General features: G+C 38.6%; 16 protein-coding genes. 12 read left to right on the forward strand and 4 right to left on the reverse strand.

The genetic code is table 11. The annotated features are described in order from the left end of the window. Positions 1-2 precede the first annotated feature (2 nt). Genes FFJ24_RS22355 through FFJ24_RS22365 form a run of 3 tightly spaced genes read left to right on the forward strand, consistent with a single transcriptional unit; the run spans position 3 to position 1,772 of the window. On the forward strand, positions 3-818 hold the full coding sequence (locus FFJ24_RS22355) for a protein-glutamate O-methyltransferase CheR (protein WP_246862820.1): 816 nt from the start codon (positions 3-5) through the stop codon (positions 816-818). Then, positions 803-1,387 carry a chemotaxis protein CheB gene (locus FFJ24_RS22360; RefSeq protein ID WP_138819347.1) on the forward strand — a complete coding sequence of 195 codons (585 nt, stop codon included), beginning with the start codon at positions 803-805 and terminating at the stop codon, positions 1,385-1,387. The genes FFJ24_RS22355 and FFJ24_RS22360 overlap by 16 nt, the downstream gene beginning before the upstream one ends. 19 nt (positions 1,388-1,406) lie before the next feature. Further along, positions 1,407-1,772 carry a response regulator gene (locus FFJ24_RS22365; RefSeq protein ID WP_138819348.1) on the forward strand — a complete coding sequence of 122 codons (366 nt, stop codon included), beginning with the start codon at positions 1,407-1,409 and terminating at the stop codon, positions 1,770-1,772. Positions 1,773-2,005: 233 nt separating this feature from the next. On the opposite strand, the gene FFJ24_RS22370 is transcribed toward FFJ24_RS22365, so the two are convergent. From FFJ24_RS22370 to FFJ24_RS22385, 4 genes are all read right to left on the reverse strand, one after another. Continuing rightward, positions 2,006-2,962, reverse strand: coding sequence for a DUF3137 domain-containing protein (locus tag FFJ24_RS22370; RefSeq protein ID WP_138819349.1), 957 nt, complete (start codon positions 2,960-2,962; stop codon positions 2,006-2,008). After that, the gene (locus FFJ24_RS22375) at positions 2,962-3,519 is read right to left on the reverse strand and encodes a LemA family protein (RefSeq protein ID WP_138819350.1); all 558 of its coding nucleotides are present in this window, start codon (positions 3,517-3,519) and stop codon (positions 2,962-2,964) included. The genes FFJ24_RS22370 and FFJ24_RS22375 overlap by 1 nt, the downstream gene beginning before the upstream one ends. 51 nt (positions 3,520-3,570) lie before the next feature. After that, a complete protein-coding gene (locus tag FFJ24_RS22380) occupies positions 3,571-5,379 on the reverse strand; it encodes a hypothetical protein (protein ID WP_138819351.1) in 1,809 nt (602 codons plus the stop codon). 67 nt (positions 5,380-5,446) lie between these two features. Beyond that, positions 5,447-7,234, reverse strand: a complete 1,788-nt coding sequence (locus tag FFJ24_RS22385) for a DUF748 domain-containing protein (protein ID WP_138819352.1) — start codon at positions 7,232-7,234, stop codon at positions 5,447-5,449. Between the two features lie 992 nt (positions 7,235-8,226). Between FFJ24_RS22385 and miaB the strand changes: the two genes are divergently transcribed. The 9 genes from miaB (at position 8,227) to FFJ24_RS22425 (ending at position 16,616) form a co-directional block, all read left to right on the forward strand. Continuing rightward, on the forward strand, positions 8,227-9,642 hold the full coding sequence (gene miaB, locus FFJ24_RS22390) for a tRNA (N6-isopentenyl adenosine(37)-C2)-methylthiotransferase MiaB (protein WP_138819353.1): 1,416 nt from the start codon (positions 8,227-8,229) through the stop codon (positions 9,640-9,642). Between the two features lie 67 nt (positions 9,643-9,709). Continuing rightward, a complete protein-coding gene (locus FFJ24_RS22395) occupies positions 9,710-10,960 on the forward strand; it encodes a sigma 54-interacting transcriptional regulator (protein ID WP_138819354.1) in 1,251 nt (416 codons plus the stop codon). A gap of 67 nt (positions 10,961-11,027) precedes the next feature. Further along, a complete protein-coding gene (locus FFJ24_RS22400) occupies positions 11,028-11,543 on the forward strand; it encodes an LptE family protein (protein ID WP_371716931.1) in 516 nt (171 codons plus the stop codon). A 74-nt stretch (positions 11,544-11,617) separates the two neighbouring features. Then, a complete protein-coding gene (locus tag FFJ24_RS22405; RefSeq protein WP_138819355.1) occupies positions 11,618-12,676 on the forward strand; it encodes a hypothetical protein in 1,059 nt (352 codons plus the stop codon). Between the two features lie 14 nt (positions 12,677-12,690). Continuing rightward, positions 12,691-13,053, forward strand: a complete 363-nt coding sequence (gene secG / locus FFJ24_RS22410; RefSeq protein WP_132395957.1) for a preprotein translocase subunit SecG — start codon at positions 12,691-12,693, stop codon at positions 13,051-13,053. Positions 13,054-13,535: 482 nt separating this feature from the next. Further along, positions 13,536-14,561, forward strand: coding sequence for a cell wall metabolism sensor histidine kinase WalK (locus FFJ24_RS22415; protein ID WP_138819356.1), 1,026 nt, complete (start codon positions 13,536-13,538; stop codon positions 14,559-14,561). Between the two features lie 131 nt (positions 14,562-14,692). After that, complete coding sequence (locus FFJ24_RS26365) at positions 14,693-14,836, forward strand: hypothetical protein (protein ID WP_210419410.1); 144 nt, start codon at positions 14,693-14,695, stop codon at positions 14,834-14,836. Between the two features lie 115 nt (positions 14,837-14,951). Beyond that, positions 14,952-15,593, forward strand: a complete 642-nt coding sequence (locus FFJ24_RS22420; RefSeq protein ID WP_186828578.1) for a DUF47 domain-containing protein — start codon at positions 14,952-14,954, stop codon at positions 15,591-15,593. A gap of 12 nt (positions 15,594-15,605) precedes the next feature. Beyond that, on the forward strand, positions 15,606-16,616 hold the full coding sequence (locus FFJ24_RS22425; protein ID WP_138819357.1) for an inorganic phosphate transporter: 1,011 nt from the start codon (positions 15,606-15,608) through the stop codon (positions 16,614-16,616). The last annotated feature ends 120 nt before the right edge of the window (positions 16,617-16,736 follow it).

Consider the following 16,736-nt stretch of genomic DNA (forward strand, 5'->3'; position numbering starts at 1 on the left):
TGATAAGTGATGTGATAGATAACGAACAGGTTGAAATCCTGCTGAATGATGTTTTAGAAAGTCATGGGTATGATTTTCTGGAATACTCTCATGCATCGATTAAAAGAAGAATTATACGCCTCTACGGACTGGATAATTTTGTGAGTTTCGCCGAATTTCGTTATACGGTTAGAACAGATAAGCAATACTTTAAGCGTTTTTTAGAGGAAATCACGGTTAATGTTACCGAAATGTTCCGCGATCCTTCCTTTTACAAATCTTTACGGAATGATGTACTTCCTGTACTGGGTACTTATCCATTTATCAGAATTTGGGTAGCAGGTTGCTCTACCGGAGAAGAAGCTTATTCGCTTGCCATTGTTTTAAAAGAACTTAATTTGCTTCATAAGTCACTCATTTATGCCACAGATATTAATCCGTCTGTTTTAGAAAAGGCAAAAAAAGGCATGTTCCCATTAACTTATTTAAAACAGTATTCAGAAAATTATCTGCAATCAGGTGGCTTAAAAGATTTTTCAACTTATTATACCGCGAACTACTCTTTGGCGAAATTTGATGAAAGCTTAAACAGTAAGATGATCTTTTCTACGCATAACCTGGTTTCTGATCATTCTTTTAATGAGTTTCAGTTAATTTTATGTAGAAACGTTTTAATTTATTTCGATAAAGAATTGCAGCATAAAGTGTTTAACCTATTTGATGGTAGCATAGAAAAATTGGGTTATCTTGCTCTGGGAAGCAAAGAAAGTCTGGAGTTTTGGCCAAAGGCAAAAGAATATAAAAGGGTTAAAATGGAAAAAATATGGCGGAAACTGTAGATTCTACCGCTTGTAGTGCATTAGTTATTGGCGGTTCGGCAGGTAGTTTAGATGTATTGCTAGAAATTTTTCCGGCCTTACGGAAAGATATTCATTTTCCTATTATAATAGTGGTCCACCGTAAGGCAAGTAATGAGTCTCTTTTAACCGATTTATTAAAATCGCGTACCACATTGGCCGTTGCTGAGGCAGATGAAAAGGAGTTTTTAATGCCGGGTAAAGTTTTTATTGCGCCCGCAGATTACCATATGCTGATAGAGGAAGACCAGAGTATATCTTTAGATTATTCTGAAAAAGTAAATTATTCCCGACCATCAATTGACGTTACCTTTCAATCTGCAGCTGAGGTTTTTAAAGATAAATTAGTCTGTATTTTACTTTCAGGATCTAATTCAGATGGGGTGGAAGGATTAAAAAGCGTAAACAATTATAGCGGTAGAGTCGTTATACAGAATCCAGATACGGCCATAATGCCGTATATGCCACAACAGGCGGTTATAAATGTTAAGCCGCATGTGATATTGGATAGCCAGAATATGGCTGATTATATAAATAAGTTAAATGATTAATTGCTTTTCGGAGGTTAATATGATAGTTACAAAAAAAATATTTGTTTTTGATGATAACAGGGATATCCTTGATCTTTGTACATTTATTTTGGAAGATGCCGGGTACGAGATAAAAACATCTGAAAATGCCAATAATATAGAAGAACAGGTTGCAGCATATATGCCTGATTTAATTTTTATGGATAATTGGTTACCCGATCTGGGAGGAATACAGGCGACCAGAGCTTTAAAAGGCCACCCTGATTTAAAACATATTCCGGTAATTTATTTTTCGGCCAATAATGATATATCTTCATTAGCCGATGAAGCTGGTGCAGATAGTTACCTGTCGAAACCATTTGATATCGCTGCGCTCGAAGAAATTGTAAAAAAACATCTGGCCTAGCGCCGAAGACTTACGAAGTTTGAAGATGCCAGTGTGCCGGAAAAACTTTGTAAGTCTGGGTCTAATTAAACTTTCGATATAAATTTCCACTCGAATCTTCGTCATTTCGAGCGGAGGGTAACGAAGTCAAGAACCACGAAGTGCTCAGCGAAGCTAAATCTATCGTGGCAGATCTCTCCATTCCACTTCTTTCCAGGGATGACGAATTTTTAATTCATGGAATACACTATCCATTATTCCTTACCCCAAATCCTTGTATTCAGATCCAGCTCCTTGACAATATCATACATAAAATTGATGGTAGAAATATCTTGATTTACAGTTTCTGGATTTAATAAAGATTTAAAAACAGGTGCCTCAAAATAATTCCGGTTCAAGGGGAAAGCGATATACATCCTCGATTCGATAAAGGATAAACTGATGTTATATTTGGTTTGATGATTGAGGCTTAGTATCCGCTCCATCATGGCGGGTGTAAGGATATACCTGGATTCGACCTGATCTGAACCATAAGTTACAAAGGTCTTATCAAATTCTACATTCTCCAGTTGTATAACGTCATTACTGCCAAAAGAAAACAGGTTTTTTGAAAACCATGCGCCAAAAGCTGTTCCAAAATCTTTTGGTCTGACGATGGTTATGCCATTAAATTTCTTGTTAAAATCGGCAGCAAAGATAATTCCTCTAAAAATGTCGTGCCACTCTGTTCGCCTTCCGTCTTTTGTTTCGGTTACTGTTTTATATTCAGCATGTACTTCAGCAAAGTAAAACCGGGTTTTATCAGCACATCCCATTACTAAATCTTCTGTTTTATAACGATCAGGCTCATTGCTAAACAACTGCGTGTACATAAACTCCGAAGCTTCAATTCCCCGGTAGGGATTAATTGATAAGCTTTCGTCTAAAAACTTAAGGGCAGCACCAATTACATTTGTCTTGTAGGCATTCTGGTAAGCTGTTAAAGAATCGTTGATCTTAAATAACAAAACTCCGCCGTAAATAACAGGTACTAAGCCACTAATTACGCCAGGAATAGGAAACCCCAGGAAAAAGCCGAGAATACAAAGCAGAATACCTGCGGCAATAAAGATATAGCCTTTAGTTTGGGTACCGGCAATTCTTTTGCGCTCTACCTCCATTGTAGCCAAAACTTGCTGCAAGGCTACATTATTTGCAATATCGAACGACATTAATTATTGAAAAGCTCTTTTGCACTAATATTTTTGCGCTCTTCAGCTGCGGTTTCTAAAACAGCAATTGCCTGGAAGTTTAACATTCCGGCAAATAAACTGCCTGGAAACATCATAATTGAATTATTATAATCGGTTACCGAAGCATTATAGGTTCTTCTGGCAGCGGCAATCTGTTCTTCGCTTTCTGTCCAGGTCGTTTGCAGGTTAATAAAATTGGTATTGGCTTTTAAATCAGGGTAATTTTCAATGTTGACCATCAAACCCCTCACATTGCTGCTTAATTGCGCATCTAAATCTGCTTTTTCTGCATTGCTGATATTTGGTGAGCCTGCTTTTGATCTCAGTTCAACTATTTTGGTTAAGGTTCCCTGCTCGTAAGTAGTGTACTGTTTTACTACTTCAACAAGGTTTGGAATAAGGTCGAACCGTTTTTTAAGCATTACATCAATGGCCGAGAAGGCATTTGTTACCTGGTTTTTCTTCCCAATAAGCGAGTTGTAAAAGAAAATCCCAATAAGAAAGATGAATCCGATAATAACGAGGGCAATAATCATAATTTTAGTTTAAGGTTTAGAGAATAAAGATAAGAAAAGGTTACAACATGTTTATCGCTTTTCATTTTGCTCACGCTTTATCCGGCGTTCTAAACGTTTTTGTTTCCGTTGTAAATGATTGGCCCGCATGGCCTTAAACTTTGCAATATGCTCACGTACCTTATTCTGCTTTTCTTCAGTAATACCAATGCTATACTTTATCCCGGTAAAAAGGCCCTTCCAGATCATGTTGAAAAAAGAGGTATTCGAAGGCCTGCTGTAATTTACGGTTACAGGTACCAGCTTGCCATCTGCACCGGGGTTTTCAGATTTGATGATTAAAGCATTGGCTAAGAAAGATAGAAAACCGCGGGTAACCAAATGATCTTTTTCGGGGTCATTTTTCATCAACGCTACAGAAAGGTCGTAATAGGAGAATGCTACCGTTCCTTTTGTGCCTGAATCGTTTGCCTTAAAATTGAACTTCAATTTATCTACATTCCCTCGGTTAATACGTACCAGGCCAAGTGGTTTGGTAATCTGATTTAAAACCCGCGCATTAAAATTGTGTAAAACTCCATGGTATGAAAATGCACCGTCTTTAGCCTTAAGGTCAAATATAAAGTTCACATCAAGTTTTCCTTGGCCAAATAAATAAGTATTTAAGTTAACCTCCATTATTGGGTTTATGGCCTTAATATTATCAAGGTTGGTGGCATTTTTTATAATTCCAGAGGTGTTTTCAAAACTGATCCGGCCTCTTTGATTACTTTCACTGTTAAAAACAGAATAGTTAACATTTACATCTTTCAGCTGGATTTTCTGGACCAGAATAGGCGCACGAACGAGCTGCAAAAGCTGGTGGGGAAATTTACCGATCTTATTCTCCTGTGGTCTACCCGGGAGCCCATTTTGGTTAAAAACAGATATAAAACCGTTAGCAATGGCCATCTCTTTTGCCCATAGCTCCTGTTTGCTGATGTAAAGCGGTAAGTCGATGCCATTGAGCATAATATCGCGCATGCCAATATCAAAACGCTCTCTGGCATACCCCGCAACCTTGCCAAATTTCATTTCATCATATAACGGAACCAGCGCAAAGCTATTTATCCTTAGCTTACCTGTAATAGCCCTGAAATCAAGCTGATCAAGCTTGATATCGTACATTTTATCAGGTGTGCGGTACACATAGTTATTCAGGTTGATTACGATATCTTTTAGCAGGTAAAACCGGCTCGGATCATCTGCAGAGGTAGAATCAACCAGCAAATCGGTTAGCGTAATGTTAAGGTCGTCAATATTGAAAGGTACTGAATTGGGTACATTTTTATTCACATACTTAAAACTTACATCTTTAAAACGGATGGTTTTAATGCTAAACTCTTTCAGGTTTTTAGAGATGATATCGTAAGGTGATTTAATGGGCCTGGGCGCACGCCCTTCATTAAAAGCAAATTGCTGATTAACCATGGTTACTTCAGGTTTATCAAATATGATTTCCTCTAACTGCAGTTTTTTTTCGCGGTATAAGGTTAACGGATGGAAGCGCTTCACCACCAGTTTTTTTAAAGAAACAGTATATAAATTGTTTGGCGCTCTTTTTAAGGCTATAAGTTGTCTGAACCGATTGGTATCGGGCGTTATTTTTACATTCTGTAAAGTGGCATTGCCCGTAAAAACATTTGTAGAAACCTTGGTAAAACTAATGGTATATAAACTATCGGTTGATTTATAGAGCAGTGTTTTGATCCTGTCAGTTAAAATAGGGCGAGACTTTACATTTAACAACCAGGCTACGCCTGCAAGTACGATAAAAACACTGATTAGTGTACACACAATCCATTTAAAAACTTTATAACGGTATCTTTTGGTCTCAGGCATTAAAAAATGAGAAATTGTGGTTTACCAGCAATATACGGTTATATACATATATTTGAAAAATGTAAGATCAGTTTTTTTCTCTTCGGGCTTTTCTTGCAGCTTTTCTGTCTACCCGTTTTTGTTGCCTTATTTTTTTTGCAATTACTTTCTGTTGTTTTACCGGATCCTTTTCAGGTACTATTCCAACACCTACAATATCCTTTATGCCTACAAAAACGGTTTTCCACATCAGGTTAAAAAAAGAGGCAGAATTAATCCTGGTATTCGTCATGTTTGCTGTTCTGGGTGCTTCGCCTTTTTGTGGATTTTCATCTTTAACTAAAATGGTATTAGCCAAAAAAGATAAAAATCCTTTTTCTTTAGTTCCTTCCCCATCAATATTGTCTGATAAGAGTTTTACTTTCAGGTTCGTGTACAACATATTCATAGAACCGGTTGCTGATCTTAAATTTCCATTCGCCTTAAAATCGATATGTTGTATGTCTCCACTTTCTATTTCTACCAAGCCCAGCGCTTTAGATAAAGGATTTAGATTTTTCATATCAAATTTGCCCAAACGCCCGCTGTAGGTAAAAGCGCCATTTTGATCGGTTAGGTTGAAATCGATTTTTACATTCAGCTTTCCGGTGCCCATTAAAAGCGCGTTTAAATCTGCCTGGGCATGATTCTTTTTGTTCAATTGTAAGCTATCATTGGTTACATTTAAAATGTTTCCTGTTAACGCGTTAAAGTCAACTGATCCAATTTTTTTACTTGCAGGGTTAAACTCAGCATATTTAACATGAATATCTTTCAGCTTTATGGTATCAATCAGGATGGGCATGTTTAACCTTTTCAGTGCTATATGGGGATAGTTTCGGCCTTTATCAAAGCCCGGCGGCGGTGGCGATTCGCGGCTCATAAAAACTTCTACATTGGCCGGACCAATCTTCAACGATTTTGCATATAGTTTCTGGTCGGTATTTAAACCAATAAAATCCACGCCATTAAATTCTATTTTATCAAAGCTTAAATTGTACCGGTCTTTCTGGATATTGTATTTTCTTGCAAAAGTAAGTTCATCGTACAATGGTGTAAGTTTAAATCCTTTAACCGTTATTTTTTTTGATGAGGTAGAGCCTTTAATGGTATCCACTTTCATGGAGTACATTTTATCTTTTGTTACCGATTTATAACCTGCAATCTGAAATGATGCATCTTTGGTATCGTAAAACCTCGTTGTATCGCTTCCTGAAAGCGAATCCAACAAGAAATCGTTAATGTTAATATCAAGGTGTTTGATCGAGTTTTTGGTTTTTTTTGCTGCGGTTTTGTTGATATAATCGAAATCTGCATCTACAATTTTGATGCTTTTAACACGTACCGATTTAAAGGTTTTGGAAATCTGCTCATAAAGCGATTTTTCATCTTTTATGGTATCGGGTTTCTTGGTCACCTTGTTAAAAATCATGTTGATGGAGGGCTGCTGTAAAAGAATTTCCCTTACATCTATCCGTTTTTTAAAGTAGGCCGTTAGTATTCCAACCCTTGTAATCTGCAGTTTCTTTAATTTAATTTCGAAAGTATGGGCGGGAGCCAATTGTTTTTTCTTTAAGCTATCAAAAACAGCAGTATCGGGTGTTAGCGTAACATCGCGCAGAGCTAAACTACCTGTAATTACATTTAAGTTAATGCTTTTAAAATCTATCCGGTATAGATGATGGGAGCCATTATAAACACCAGCCTTAATTTTTTCGGTCAATACAGGCTTCCATCTGGCGCTTAAAAACATAGCCCCAAATGCCACAATTAAGATCAATATACCGAATATGCTTCCTATCCAGATCCAAACTTTATTTCTATGTTGAGCTGTCATTTATTATGGCTTATCAATAGGTAACATATAGAAGAGCGAAAGGTTTTTTAGGGGCAAGGCAAAAGCCGAAAGACCAAAGAGGAGGTACTGTTGCTGCATTATTGTTAAAATTATTTTTTGGAGCGCAAGGGCGGGGTAAGCAACATCGTTTGTTCCTTTGCTTCGCTTGTACGCTTCGGCCGTCGTACCTCCGGGCCTGCAGGGTACCGCTTTGCAAAGGGCTAGATTGGTTAGGCCTGTGGTATGGAAACCCCCTCATAGTAGCAAGAACAGATGTAACCTAAACCCGGCCGTAGCGGAATGCCACAATTTTTCCAATTGGGGCAGAAGCGGGGGCGGAGCTGCATCGCCACATCGGCACCGAAGCTTGCATTTCCAAAAACATCCTGGCTCATTTATAAAGCGGAACTATTAATTTGGAGCGCAAGGGCAGGGTAAGCAACATCATTTGGTCCTTTGCTACGCTTGTACGCTTCGGCCGTCGTACCTCCGGGCCTGCAGGGTACCGCTTCGCCAAGGGCTAAATTGGTTAGGCCTGTGGTATGGAAAACCCCTCATAGTAGCAAAAACAGATGTAATCTAAACCCGACCGTAGTGGGATGCCACAATTTTTTCAATTGGGGCAGAAGCGGGGGCGGGGCTGTATCCTGCCATCGACACCGAAGCCTGCATTTCCAAAAAAAATCCTGACTCGTTTTATAACGATGAACTATTAATTTGGAGCGCAAGTGCAGTACAAGTAATATCGTTTGTTCCTTTGCTTCGCTTGTACGCTTCGGCCGTCGTGCCTCCGGGCCTGCAGTGTACCGCTTCGCCAGGGCTAGCTAGGTGAGGGCGATCGTAAGTAAAATCTCCTCATAGTAGCATATGGTTTAATGGGGCCTGCTTACTGTTTTATCATAATCATACTGTAAACATTTAAACAAAATATGTCAATTTGTCACTTTTAATTTTATTTATGTATTTTTGCAATCCCCAATATTTTTTAAATAATGATTGATTTACAAGTACAGGATAAGACGCACGATGAAGCCAGGCAAGGTGAAGCTTTAATTTTAGATACACCGATTAAAGCCGATGCCCGTAAATTATATATCGAAAGTTACGGTTGTGCAATGAATTTCGCGGATAGTGAAATCGTGGCCTCTATTTTATCGGAAACTGGATTTGAAACCACGGGGGATTATCACCAGGCTGATGTAATCTTCATTAATACCTGCTCAATCCGCGAAAACGCAGAAACCAGGGTTAGAAACCGACTATCACAGTTTGGTGTCGAAAAACGCCGTAACCCGAAATTAATTGTTGGGGTTTTGGGCTGCATGGCAGAACGTTTAAAATCTAAATTTTTGGAAGAAGAACGTTTGGTTGATGTAGTGGTAGGACCTGATGCTTACCGCGATCTGCCTAACTTAATTGAGCAGGTAGAAAGCGGACATAAAGCAGTTAATGTTTTATTATCTCGCGAAGAAACCTATGCTGATATTAGTCCGGTTCGTTTAAACAGTAACGGAATAACCGCTTTCATTTCCATTACCCGTGGTTGTAATAACATGTGTTCTTTCTGCGTGGTACCTTTTACCCGTGGCCGCGAACGAAGCCGCGATGCCCATTCTATTATAGAAGAAGCAAGGGGCTTATTTGAAGCGGGCTACCGGGAAGTTACACTTTTAGGTCAAAACGTAGATTCGTACACCTGGACATCGGAAGACGGAACAGAAACGGTTAACTTTGCGCAGCTTTTGGAGCAAACAGCATTGGTTAGTCCGGATTTAAGGGTACGTTTCTCTACTTCGCATCCAAAAGATATTACCGACGAAGTTTTACATACCATTGCTAAATACGATAACATCTGTAATTATATCCACTTGCCTGTCCAATCAGGAAATACCCGCATATTGGAGTTAATGAACAGGACTTATACCCGCGAATGGTATATCAATCGTATCGACGCCATCCGCAACATTATTCCAGGTTGTGCAATTTCTACCGATATCATTGCCGGTTTCTGTACAGAAACTGAAGATGAACATGAGGAAACCCTGAGTATGATGGATTATGTGCAATATGATTTTGCTTATAACTTTACCTACTCTGAAAGACCAGGAACTTTAGCCGCCCGTAAATTGGAAGATGATATTCCTGAAGAAGTGAAAAAACGCCGTTTAGCAGAGATCTTAGCCAAACAACAGGCACATTCGTTAATGCGTTTGCAAGAGTGGGTGGGTAAAACCGTTCGGGTTTTGATTGAAGGCACTTCAAAAAAATCTGATCTGGATTATTGCGGAAGAGGAGATAGCGGAGCGATGGCCATTTTCCCAGCCATTGATGGCGTTAAACCAGGCCAGTATGCAAATGTGTATATCGAAAAATGTACATCTGCTACGTTAATTGGTAAAATAGTTTAAAAAGGTTGAGGGTAAAAGGTAAGGGGCCTAAGGTCTCATATCTCATATCCCAACTCAAATCTAAAGAATGGATACACAAAATATTAAACAACGTTTCGGTATTATTGGCAATTCGCCTCTGCTTAACCGTGCCATAGATATTGCAAGCCAGGTAGCACCGACCGATATGTCGGTACTAATAACAGGCGAAAGTGGTAGTGGTAAAGAGGTATTCTCACAGATTATCCATCAAATGAGTGCGCGTAAACACGGTGCTTTTATAGCGGTAAACTGTGGTGCCATCCCTGAAGGAACGATAGATTCTGAGCTTTTTGGTCACGAAAAAGGATCATTTACCGGTGCGCACGAAGCCCGTAAAGGATATTTTGAGGTGGCGAATGGCGGTACCATCTTTTTAGACGAGGTTGCTGAACTACCTTTAGGTACGCAGGCACGTTTACTGCGTATTTTAGAAAGTGGCGAATACTTACGTGTAGGGTCTTCTAAAGTACAGAAAACAGATGTCCGCATTATTGCTGCCACTAATGTTGATGTGTATAACCGCGTTAAGAACGGAAAATTTCGCGAAGACTTATATTACAGGTTAAATACTGTTCCATTACGCATACCGGCTTTGCAAGAACGTAAAGAAGATATTTATTTATTATTCAGAAAATTCGCTGCCGATTTTAGTGATAAATACCGTAGTCCGGCGTTACACCTGGAGCCAGACGCCATCCAGATTTTAACCAATTACAGCTGGCCAGGTAATGTTCGCCAATTAAAAAATATTGCGGAGCAGATCTGCGTATTGGAAAAAGACCGGAATGTTACCGGGCAAGCCATTTTAAACTATATCCCGAACGAAGCTGGAAGTAATTTGCCAATGGCGATTAACGCTCAGTCGAAAGAAGATTTTACAGAAAGAGATATTTTGTACAAGGTGCTTTTTGATATGAAAAAGGATATGGTTGAGCTTAAAAAACTCGTTGCTGAAATTATTCAGCACGGCGGAAATACCGCTACCGTTTTGGCAGATAATCCGCAGTATATCAATCAGCTGTATCGTGATGTAGAATTGCCGGCAGGACAAGAGCATGCCTTTACCATCCAGCAACCTACGCCAAGCAATAATAATAACATTAACAACAATAACAATGCTGATTATTTTGCGCACGAGGCCGAAGAAGTAGAAGAATCCTTGTCCTTAGTGGATAAAGAATCGGATCTGATTAAAAAAGCGTTAAAAAAACACAAGGGTAAGCGTAAGTTTGCTGCTCAGGAACTGGGTATTTCAGAACGTACCTTGTACAGGAAAATTAAAGAATTAAACCTGTAATTTTAAAATTGCTATTTTAATTACCTGCAAAAGCACGTCTCCCAAAACTTAGATAACATTTTCGATAATGATGAAAATTAGAATATTTGCCATAATCCTGCTTGCCTCGGTTTTTAGCGCGTGCTCTTATAAATTTAGTGGAGCATCAACAACAGGGTTAAAAACGGTGGTGGTTCGGGTATTTGAAAATAATGCACCATTAGTGGTACCAACGTTGAGTAACCAGATCACTGAATCGTTAAAAAGCCGTATCCGTAACCAAACCAAATTGATTATTTCTCCAACAGGTGAAGGAGATGCATCATTTGAGGGGAGAATAACAGGTTACGATATTAAACCGGTTGCGCTTCAAAATAGTGCTACGCCAACCTCGGGAGCAAACAGATTAACCATAACCGTTTCTGTAAAATATAAGAATAACATAAAAGAACACGAAAAAGAAAGTTTTGAAGAGAGCTTTACCAGATATTTTGATTTTCCCATCAACGGGGCGCCAATTCAAACCTTATTGCCTGGGGCTATCGAAAATATTAACAAACAATTATCTGAAGATATTTTTAACCGTGCATTTGCGCAGTGGTAAATAAAGCAGGACTCTAAAAGACAAAATTTTCAAAACCCGTCTACATTTTTTTAACTTAGCGGCAAACCTGGATAATGGATAACAAAAAGCTACTGGCAGATTTACTTGCGCAACCTGGAAAGGTTAGGCCAGAGCATGCATCCATGTTGCAGGAAATGGCGCAGCAATTTCCTTATGCTCAGCCCATTCATTTACTTTTGGCCAAAGCCAATGCTTCATTTATTCCAAAAGCGGCATTATATGGTCAGGGGCATGTATTGTTCCATGTGCTAAATATGGTTGCCGTCCAGGATGACCAGCAGGAAAAGGATCCTGAAATTAATGTAGTCGTTACAACGCATGCGCAGGACGAGCCTGAAGTTTTTGAAGAAATAAGTGAACTTACAGATGATATCCCTTCATCTACAAATCAGGCTGTAAATGTAGAAACGCCAAACCACCTGCCAGGTATTGATAGCCATTTAATGGACTTGCCTGCAGATGATGATTCTTTTAATGAAAGTGTAGCTGCTACCGATTTCTTTGCCTTTGAACAGAAATTAAGTACCGATGTGGTTACAACCGCACCAGAAATTGAAACTGTTGTTCCTGACGAGCCTGAAAGAAATTTTGTTTCACAATACAACGACGATAAGCTTCCGTACACGTTTTTATGGTGGTTAGCTAAAACCCGTAAAGAACACGAACAAATTTTTCAGCCTTATGCTCACCCTAACGCTGGTAAGGTAAAATCACAGCCGCAAAATAATCAACTGCAGGAAAGAGCTGAATTTCAGCAGCAGTATGTGGAGCATATCTTCCATATTCAAACTCCTTTCGAGGTAGCCGATCATTTAGCAGAATATCCTTCTGCCGAAATTAAAGATGCAAAGGGCGCCCAAATCATTGAGAAATTCTTAAAGGAAGATCCAACGATCAAGCCCCCTAAGCCAGAACAGATTGATAATGAAAATAAGGCAAAGAAAAGTGCAGAAGACAATTACGACCTTGTTTCGGAGACTTTAGCTAAAATTTATATCGAGCAAATGCTTTATCACAAAGCCATAGATACTTATAAAAAATTAAGTTTGAAATATCCGGAAAAAAGCCGTTACTTTGCCGACCTTATCCAATCTATAGAAAAGAAATTTTAAAATATAATATTACCATGGTAACCTTTTTAATCATTTTATTAATTATTGCGTGTGTAGCCTTAGGCTTATTTGTTTTAATACAAAATCCTAAAGGCGGAGGTTTAGCTACAGGCGGTGGCGGCAGTAACATGTTTGGTGTACAACGTACTGGCGATGTTTTAGAAAAAGGATCGTGGGTATTGTTAACGCTAATAGTGGTACTAACCCTTGCCGTTACTACAATTGCTAAAACCAGTGGCGGTAGTGCGGCAGTTGGGAACTCTGCTATTCAGGAGCGTTTAGATAAAACGCCATCACCGTCTCCACTTGGCGGAAATTTAAACAGCACTAAACCTGCAGCCTCCACTCCGGCTAAAACTGATTCGACAAAGAAATAAGTAATACTTACCGTATTTTATAAAGCTTTCCTCGAAAAGGAAAGCTTTTTTGTTTTTTAACACGAAGCTGTATCATAAATATAGAATTGTCATCCTTAGGGATAATTTATTTTATAAAAATCAATATAAAAGACAGATCTTTTTGGCAAATGGTAGGCTGCGCGAGATCGTCATTCCCAACTCGATTGGAAACCACGGAGTGCTCATGAATGCCATTGAAACAAGGTAAACTTATGAATAATCGTAATGCAAGCGCTTTAAGATTCCCGCCTGCGCGGGAATGACGACCGTGCTAGTGGAGTCTGTCATTGATAGCCTGTCGAAGGACCTGTTTAGACGTCTCGCAAAGCTCAACGAGACAAGTTCGAATGGAATTACAACTTATGGTACAACCCGTTTTGTTTTTTAACATTCTGTAAAAAATGACTTATTCCCCTTTATCTCTTAACACACATTTAACATAAAAAACTTTAAATTGCAGCATGAAATTAAGTGTGCTGGTTTTATTTACTGCTCTCGCCGTTGGTCTTTCCATCGGGATGGTTAATTTTTATTTTCAGCATAGCCTGTATTACATGGCTATTTCTTTTGGCGTGTCGTTTTTATGCAGTTTTTTGGTTTTTTATTATTTGCTGGAGAAGTATATCTACACCAAAATTAAACTCATCTACAAGCTGATCCATAACCTTAAATTGGGTAAAGATTTAAAAGATGCACTTGGCGAGTATGTGAGTTCCGATCCGATTAATGATGTAGAACAAGAAGTAAAGGAATGGGCAGGGGCAAAGAAAAAAGAAATAGATTTATTAAAAAAACAGGAACAGTTTAGAAGAGAGTTTCTTTCAAATGTTTCGCATGAATTTAAAACACCACTTTTTGCCATTCAAGGTTATATCGAAACCTTACAAGACTGTTTGGTAGATGACCCAGATCAGGCTGTTTTATTTCTAAAAAAAGCAGAAAATAATGTAGAGCGACTGAGTTATTTAATTAATGATTTAGACGTTATTTCAAAGTTAGAAACGGGCGAATCGCCAATTAACTATCAAAAATTCGATTTTGTACAATTGGCGAAAGAGGTAATGGAAAACCTCGAAGACCGCGCCAAAGGAAAAAACATTAAACTCTTTTTTAAAGATAAGTATACTGCTATTACCTTAGTTTCTGCCGATCGAGAAAAGATCAGGCAGGTTCTAATTAATTTAATGGTAAATAGCATTAAGTATGGCATTGATGGCGGGGAAACAGCCATTAAGGTTTTCGAACTGCACGACCAGGTTTTGATAGAAGTTACGGATAATGGTATTGGTATAGAAGAAAAACACTTGTCACGCTTATTTGAACGTTTTTATCGCATCGATACCCACCGGGCACGAGAAGTGGGGGGTACGGGTTTAGGCTTAGCCATTGTAAAACATATTTTGGAGGCGCACCAACAAACCATTTCGGTAAGAAGTACACCAGGAATAGGTACTACCTTTGCTTTTACGCTACAAAAGGGTGGGTAGCTTAGTACCTTGATAATCATTCTTCAATTTTTGCCACGGAAACACGGAAGGCAAGGAAAATACGGCATCTGATTCGTTTCGGAAAGCAATTTACTGCTGTTGATAAATCCGATGTTAGCGAACATCCTGGTTTGAGCAATTTCTTAACTATTTATGGTTTGCATGCTATTTCGCACATGTTTCATCTGGATAAAGCACTTAGCGGGGCTATCGTAACCGAAGAACTTATTCATAATGTTTCGGAAAACCTATTTATTTCATTGTCAGGTACCTAAAATTATTGAAATAAGCTATACCTGACTAAATGAGGTGATAATTAGTTAATATAATTAAGAAATTAACATTAACTTAACATTGGGCTTGTAGCTTTGCAACATATTAAAAATTAACATGAACAATATTTTTAAGTTCTTTACACCTCAAGACAAAAAGTTTCATCCGCTTTTCGAGCAGGCAGGTAGCAATGCATTAAAAATTGCAGAAACCCTTTTAGAAATGGTTAGCACGGGTGATGCTGAAAGCAGAAAAACAATTTTTAAAGAAATTGAGCGCTTAGAGCACGTTGGTGATGATATTACCCATTCAATTTTTCTTGAGCTGAGCAGGAACTTTATCACTCCATTTGATAGAGAAGACATTCACCAATTGGCAACTGCTGTTGATGATGTTGCCGATTATATTTATGGTACTGCAAACCGCATGCAGATGTACAACATGAACACCATTAACGAGCCGATTGTTAAAATTGCTGAGCTTTTGGTAGAAATGTGTACCGATATTGATAAAGCAATTAAAGAATTACGTAGTTTCAAAAACATCCGTGTAATTGCTGATGCTTGTATCCGTATCAACAGCGGCGAAAACCAGGCTGATTATGTATTTACATTGGCGGTTGCCCGTTTGTTTGAATATGAAACCAATGCGATTGAATTAATTAAACAAAAAGAGGTTTTACAAACGATAGAAAAAGCAACAGATAAGTGTGAGGATGTGGCAAATGTGCTTGAAACTATCTTGGTTAAAAACGCTTAATAAAAAACAAACATGGTAACTACCTTATTGGTTGTTGTTGTAATTCTGGCTATTGCTTTCGATTACATTAACGGCTTTCACGATGCCGCTAATTCGATTGCAACAGTTGTTTCTACAAAAGTTCTTACGCCTTTTCAGGCAGTTTTATGGGCTGCGTTATTCAATTTCGCTGCTTACTTTTATTTTACCGACCACAAAGTGGCCAATACTGTTGCTAAAACGGTAATTGAAAATTATATCACTTTAGAAGTTATTCTTGCAGGTTTAGTTGCTGCAATTATCTGGAACCTTTTAACCTGGTGGTATGGTATTCCTTCAAGTTCATCACACACTTTAATCGGTGGTTTTGCTGGAGCAGGTATGACACATGCTTTACTTACAGGTGCTAGTCCGCTTGATGCTGTAAACATGGGTTATGTAATAAAAATTGTTTCTTTCATTGTATTGGCACCAATAATCGGTATGGTGATATCGGTGGTATTAACTCTGATTATTATCAATATCTGTCGTTATGCGAAGCCGGCAACTGCTGAGAAATGGTTTAAACGCCTGCAATTGTTATCTTCTGCTGCATTAAGTTTTTTCCATGGTGGTAACGATGCGCAAAAGGTAATGGGTATTATTGCTACAGCATTAATTGCATCGAAAGTAATTCCAAACTTCGAATCGATGCCCGCTTGGGTGCCTATTTGCTGTTACTCGGCAATCTCTTTAGGTACCATGAGTGGCGGTTGGAAAATTGTTAAAACAATGGGGTCTAAAATTACTAAAGTTACAGCACTTGAAGGTGTTGCTGCTGAAGGTGCAGGTGCGATTACATTAGGTATTACAGAGCATTTCGGTATTCCGGTTTCTACTACGCATACCATTACAGGTTCTATTGTAGGTGTGGGTGTGGTAAAAAGTGTTTCAGCTGTACGTTGGGGGGTAACCATCAACTTAATATGGGCATGGATTTTAACCATTCCGGTTTCGGCTACATTAGCAGCCATTATTTATGCTGTAATCTATTACTTAAAATAAAGACAAATCTTTTAATATACTCAGAAGACCAAGGTGTTAGCTTTGGTCTTTTTTTTGGTGTTTTTTTACCGCAAAGAACGCTAAGTTTTCGCAAAGCGATGTTTTGTTTACCACAGAGGG

The sequence above is a fragment of the Pedobacter sp. KBS0701 genome (assembly GCF_005938645.2).
In the GTDB taxonomy this organism is placed as follows: Bacteria; Bacteroidota; Bacteroidia; order Sphingobacteriales; family Sphingobacteriaceae; genus Pedobacter.

Excerpts from the sequence above, each read along its gene's own strand:
- FFJ24_RS22405 (WP_138819355.1), top strand. The coding sequence starts at position 11,618 with ATGGATAACAAAAAGCTACTGGCAGATTTACTTGCGCAACCTGGAAAG.
- miaB (WP_138819353.1), top strand. The coding sequence starts at position 8,227 with ATGATTGATTTACAAGTACAGGATAAGACGCACGATGAAGCCAGGCAA.
- secG (WP_132395957.1), top strand. The coding sequence starts at position 12,691 with ATGGTAACCTTTTTAATCATTTTATTAATTATTGCGTGTGTAGCCTTA.
- FFJ24_RS22395 (WP_138819354.1), top strand. The coding sequence starts at position 9,710 with ATGGATACACAAAATATTAAACAACGTTTCGGTATTATTGGCAATTCG.
- FFJ24_RS22360 (WP_138819347.1), top strand. The coding sequence starts at position 803 with ATGGCGGAAACTGTAGATTCTACCGCTTGTAGTGCATTAGTTATTGGC.
- FFJ24_RS22385 (WP_138819352.1), bottom strand. The coding sequence starts at position 7,234 with ATGACAGCTCAACATAGAAATAAAGTTTGGATCTGGATAGGAAGCATA.
- FFJ24_RS22415 (WP_138819356.1), top strand. The coding sequence starts at position 13,536 with ATGAAATTAAGTGTGCTGGTTTTATTTACTGCTCTCGCCGTTGGTCTT.
- FFJ24_RS22370 (WP_138819349.1), bottom strand. The coding sequence starts at position 2,962 with ATGTCGTTCGATATTGCAAATAATGTAGCCTTGCAGCAAGTTTTGGCT.
- FFJ24_RS22425 (WP_138819357.1), top strand. The coding sequence starts at position 15,606 with ATGGTAACTACCTTATTGGTTGTTGTTGTAATTCTGGCTATTGCTTTC.
- FFJ24_RS22420 (WP_186828578.1), top strand. The coding sequence starts at position 14,952 with ATGAACAATATTTTTAAGTTCTTTACACCTCAAGACAAAAAGTTTCAT.
- FFJ24_RS22400 (WP_371716931.1), top strand. The coding sequence starts at position 11,028 with ATGATGAAAATTAGAATATTTGCCATAATCCTGCTTGCCTCGGTTTTT.
- FFJ24_RS22375 (WP_138819350.1), bottom strand. The coding sequence starts at position 3,519 with ATGATTATTGCCCTCGTTATTATCGGATTCATCTTTCTTATTGGGATT.
- FFJ24_RS22365 (WP_138819348.1), top strand. The coding sequence starts at position 1,407 with ATGATAGTTACAAAAAAAATATTTGTTTTTGATGATAACAGGGATATC.
- FFJ24_RS22380 (WP_138819351.1), bottom strand. The coding sequence starts at position 5,379 with ATGCCTGAGACCAAAAGATACCGTTATAAAGTTTTTAAATGGATTGTG.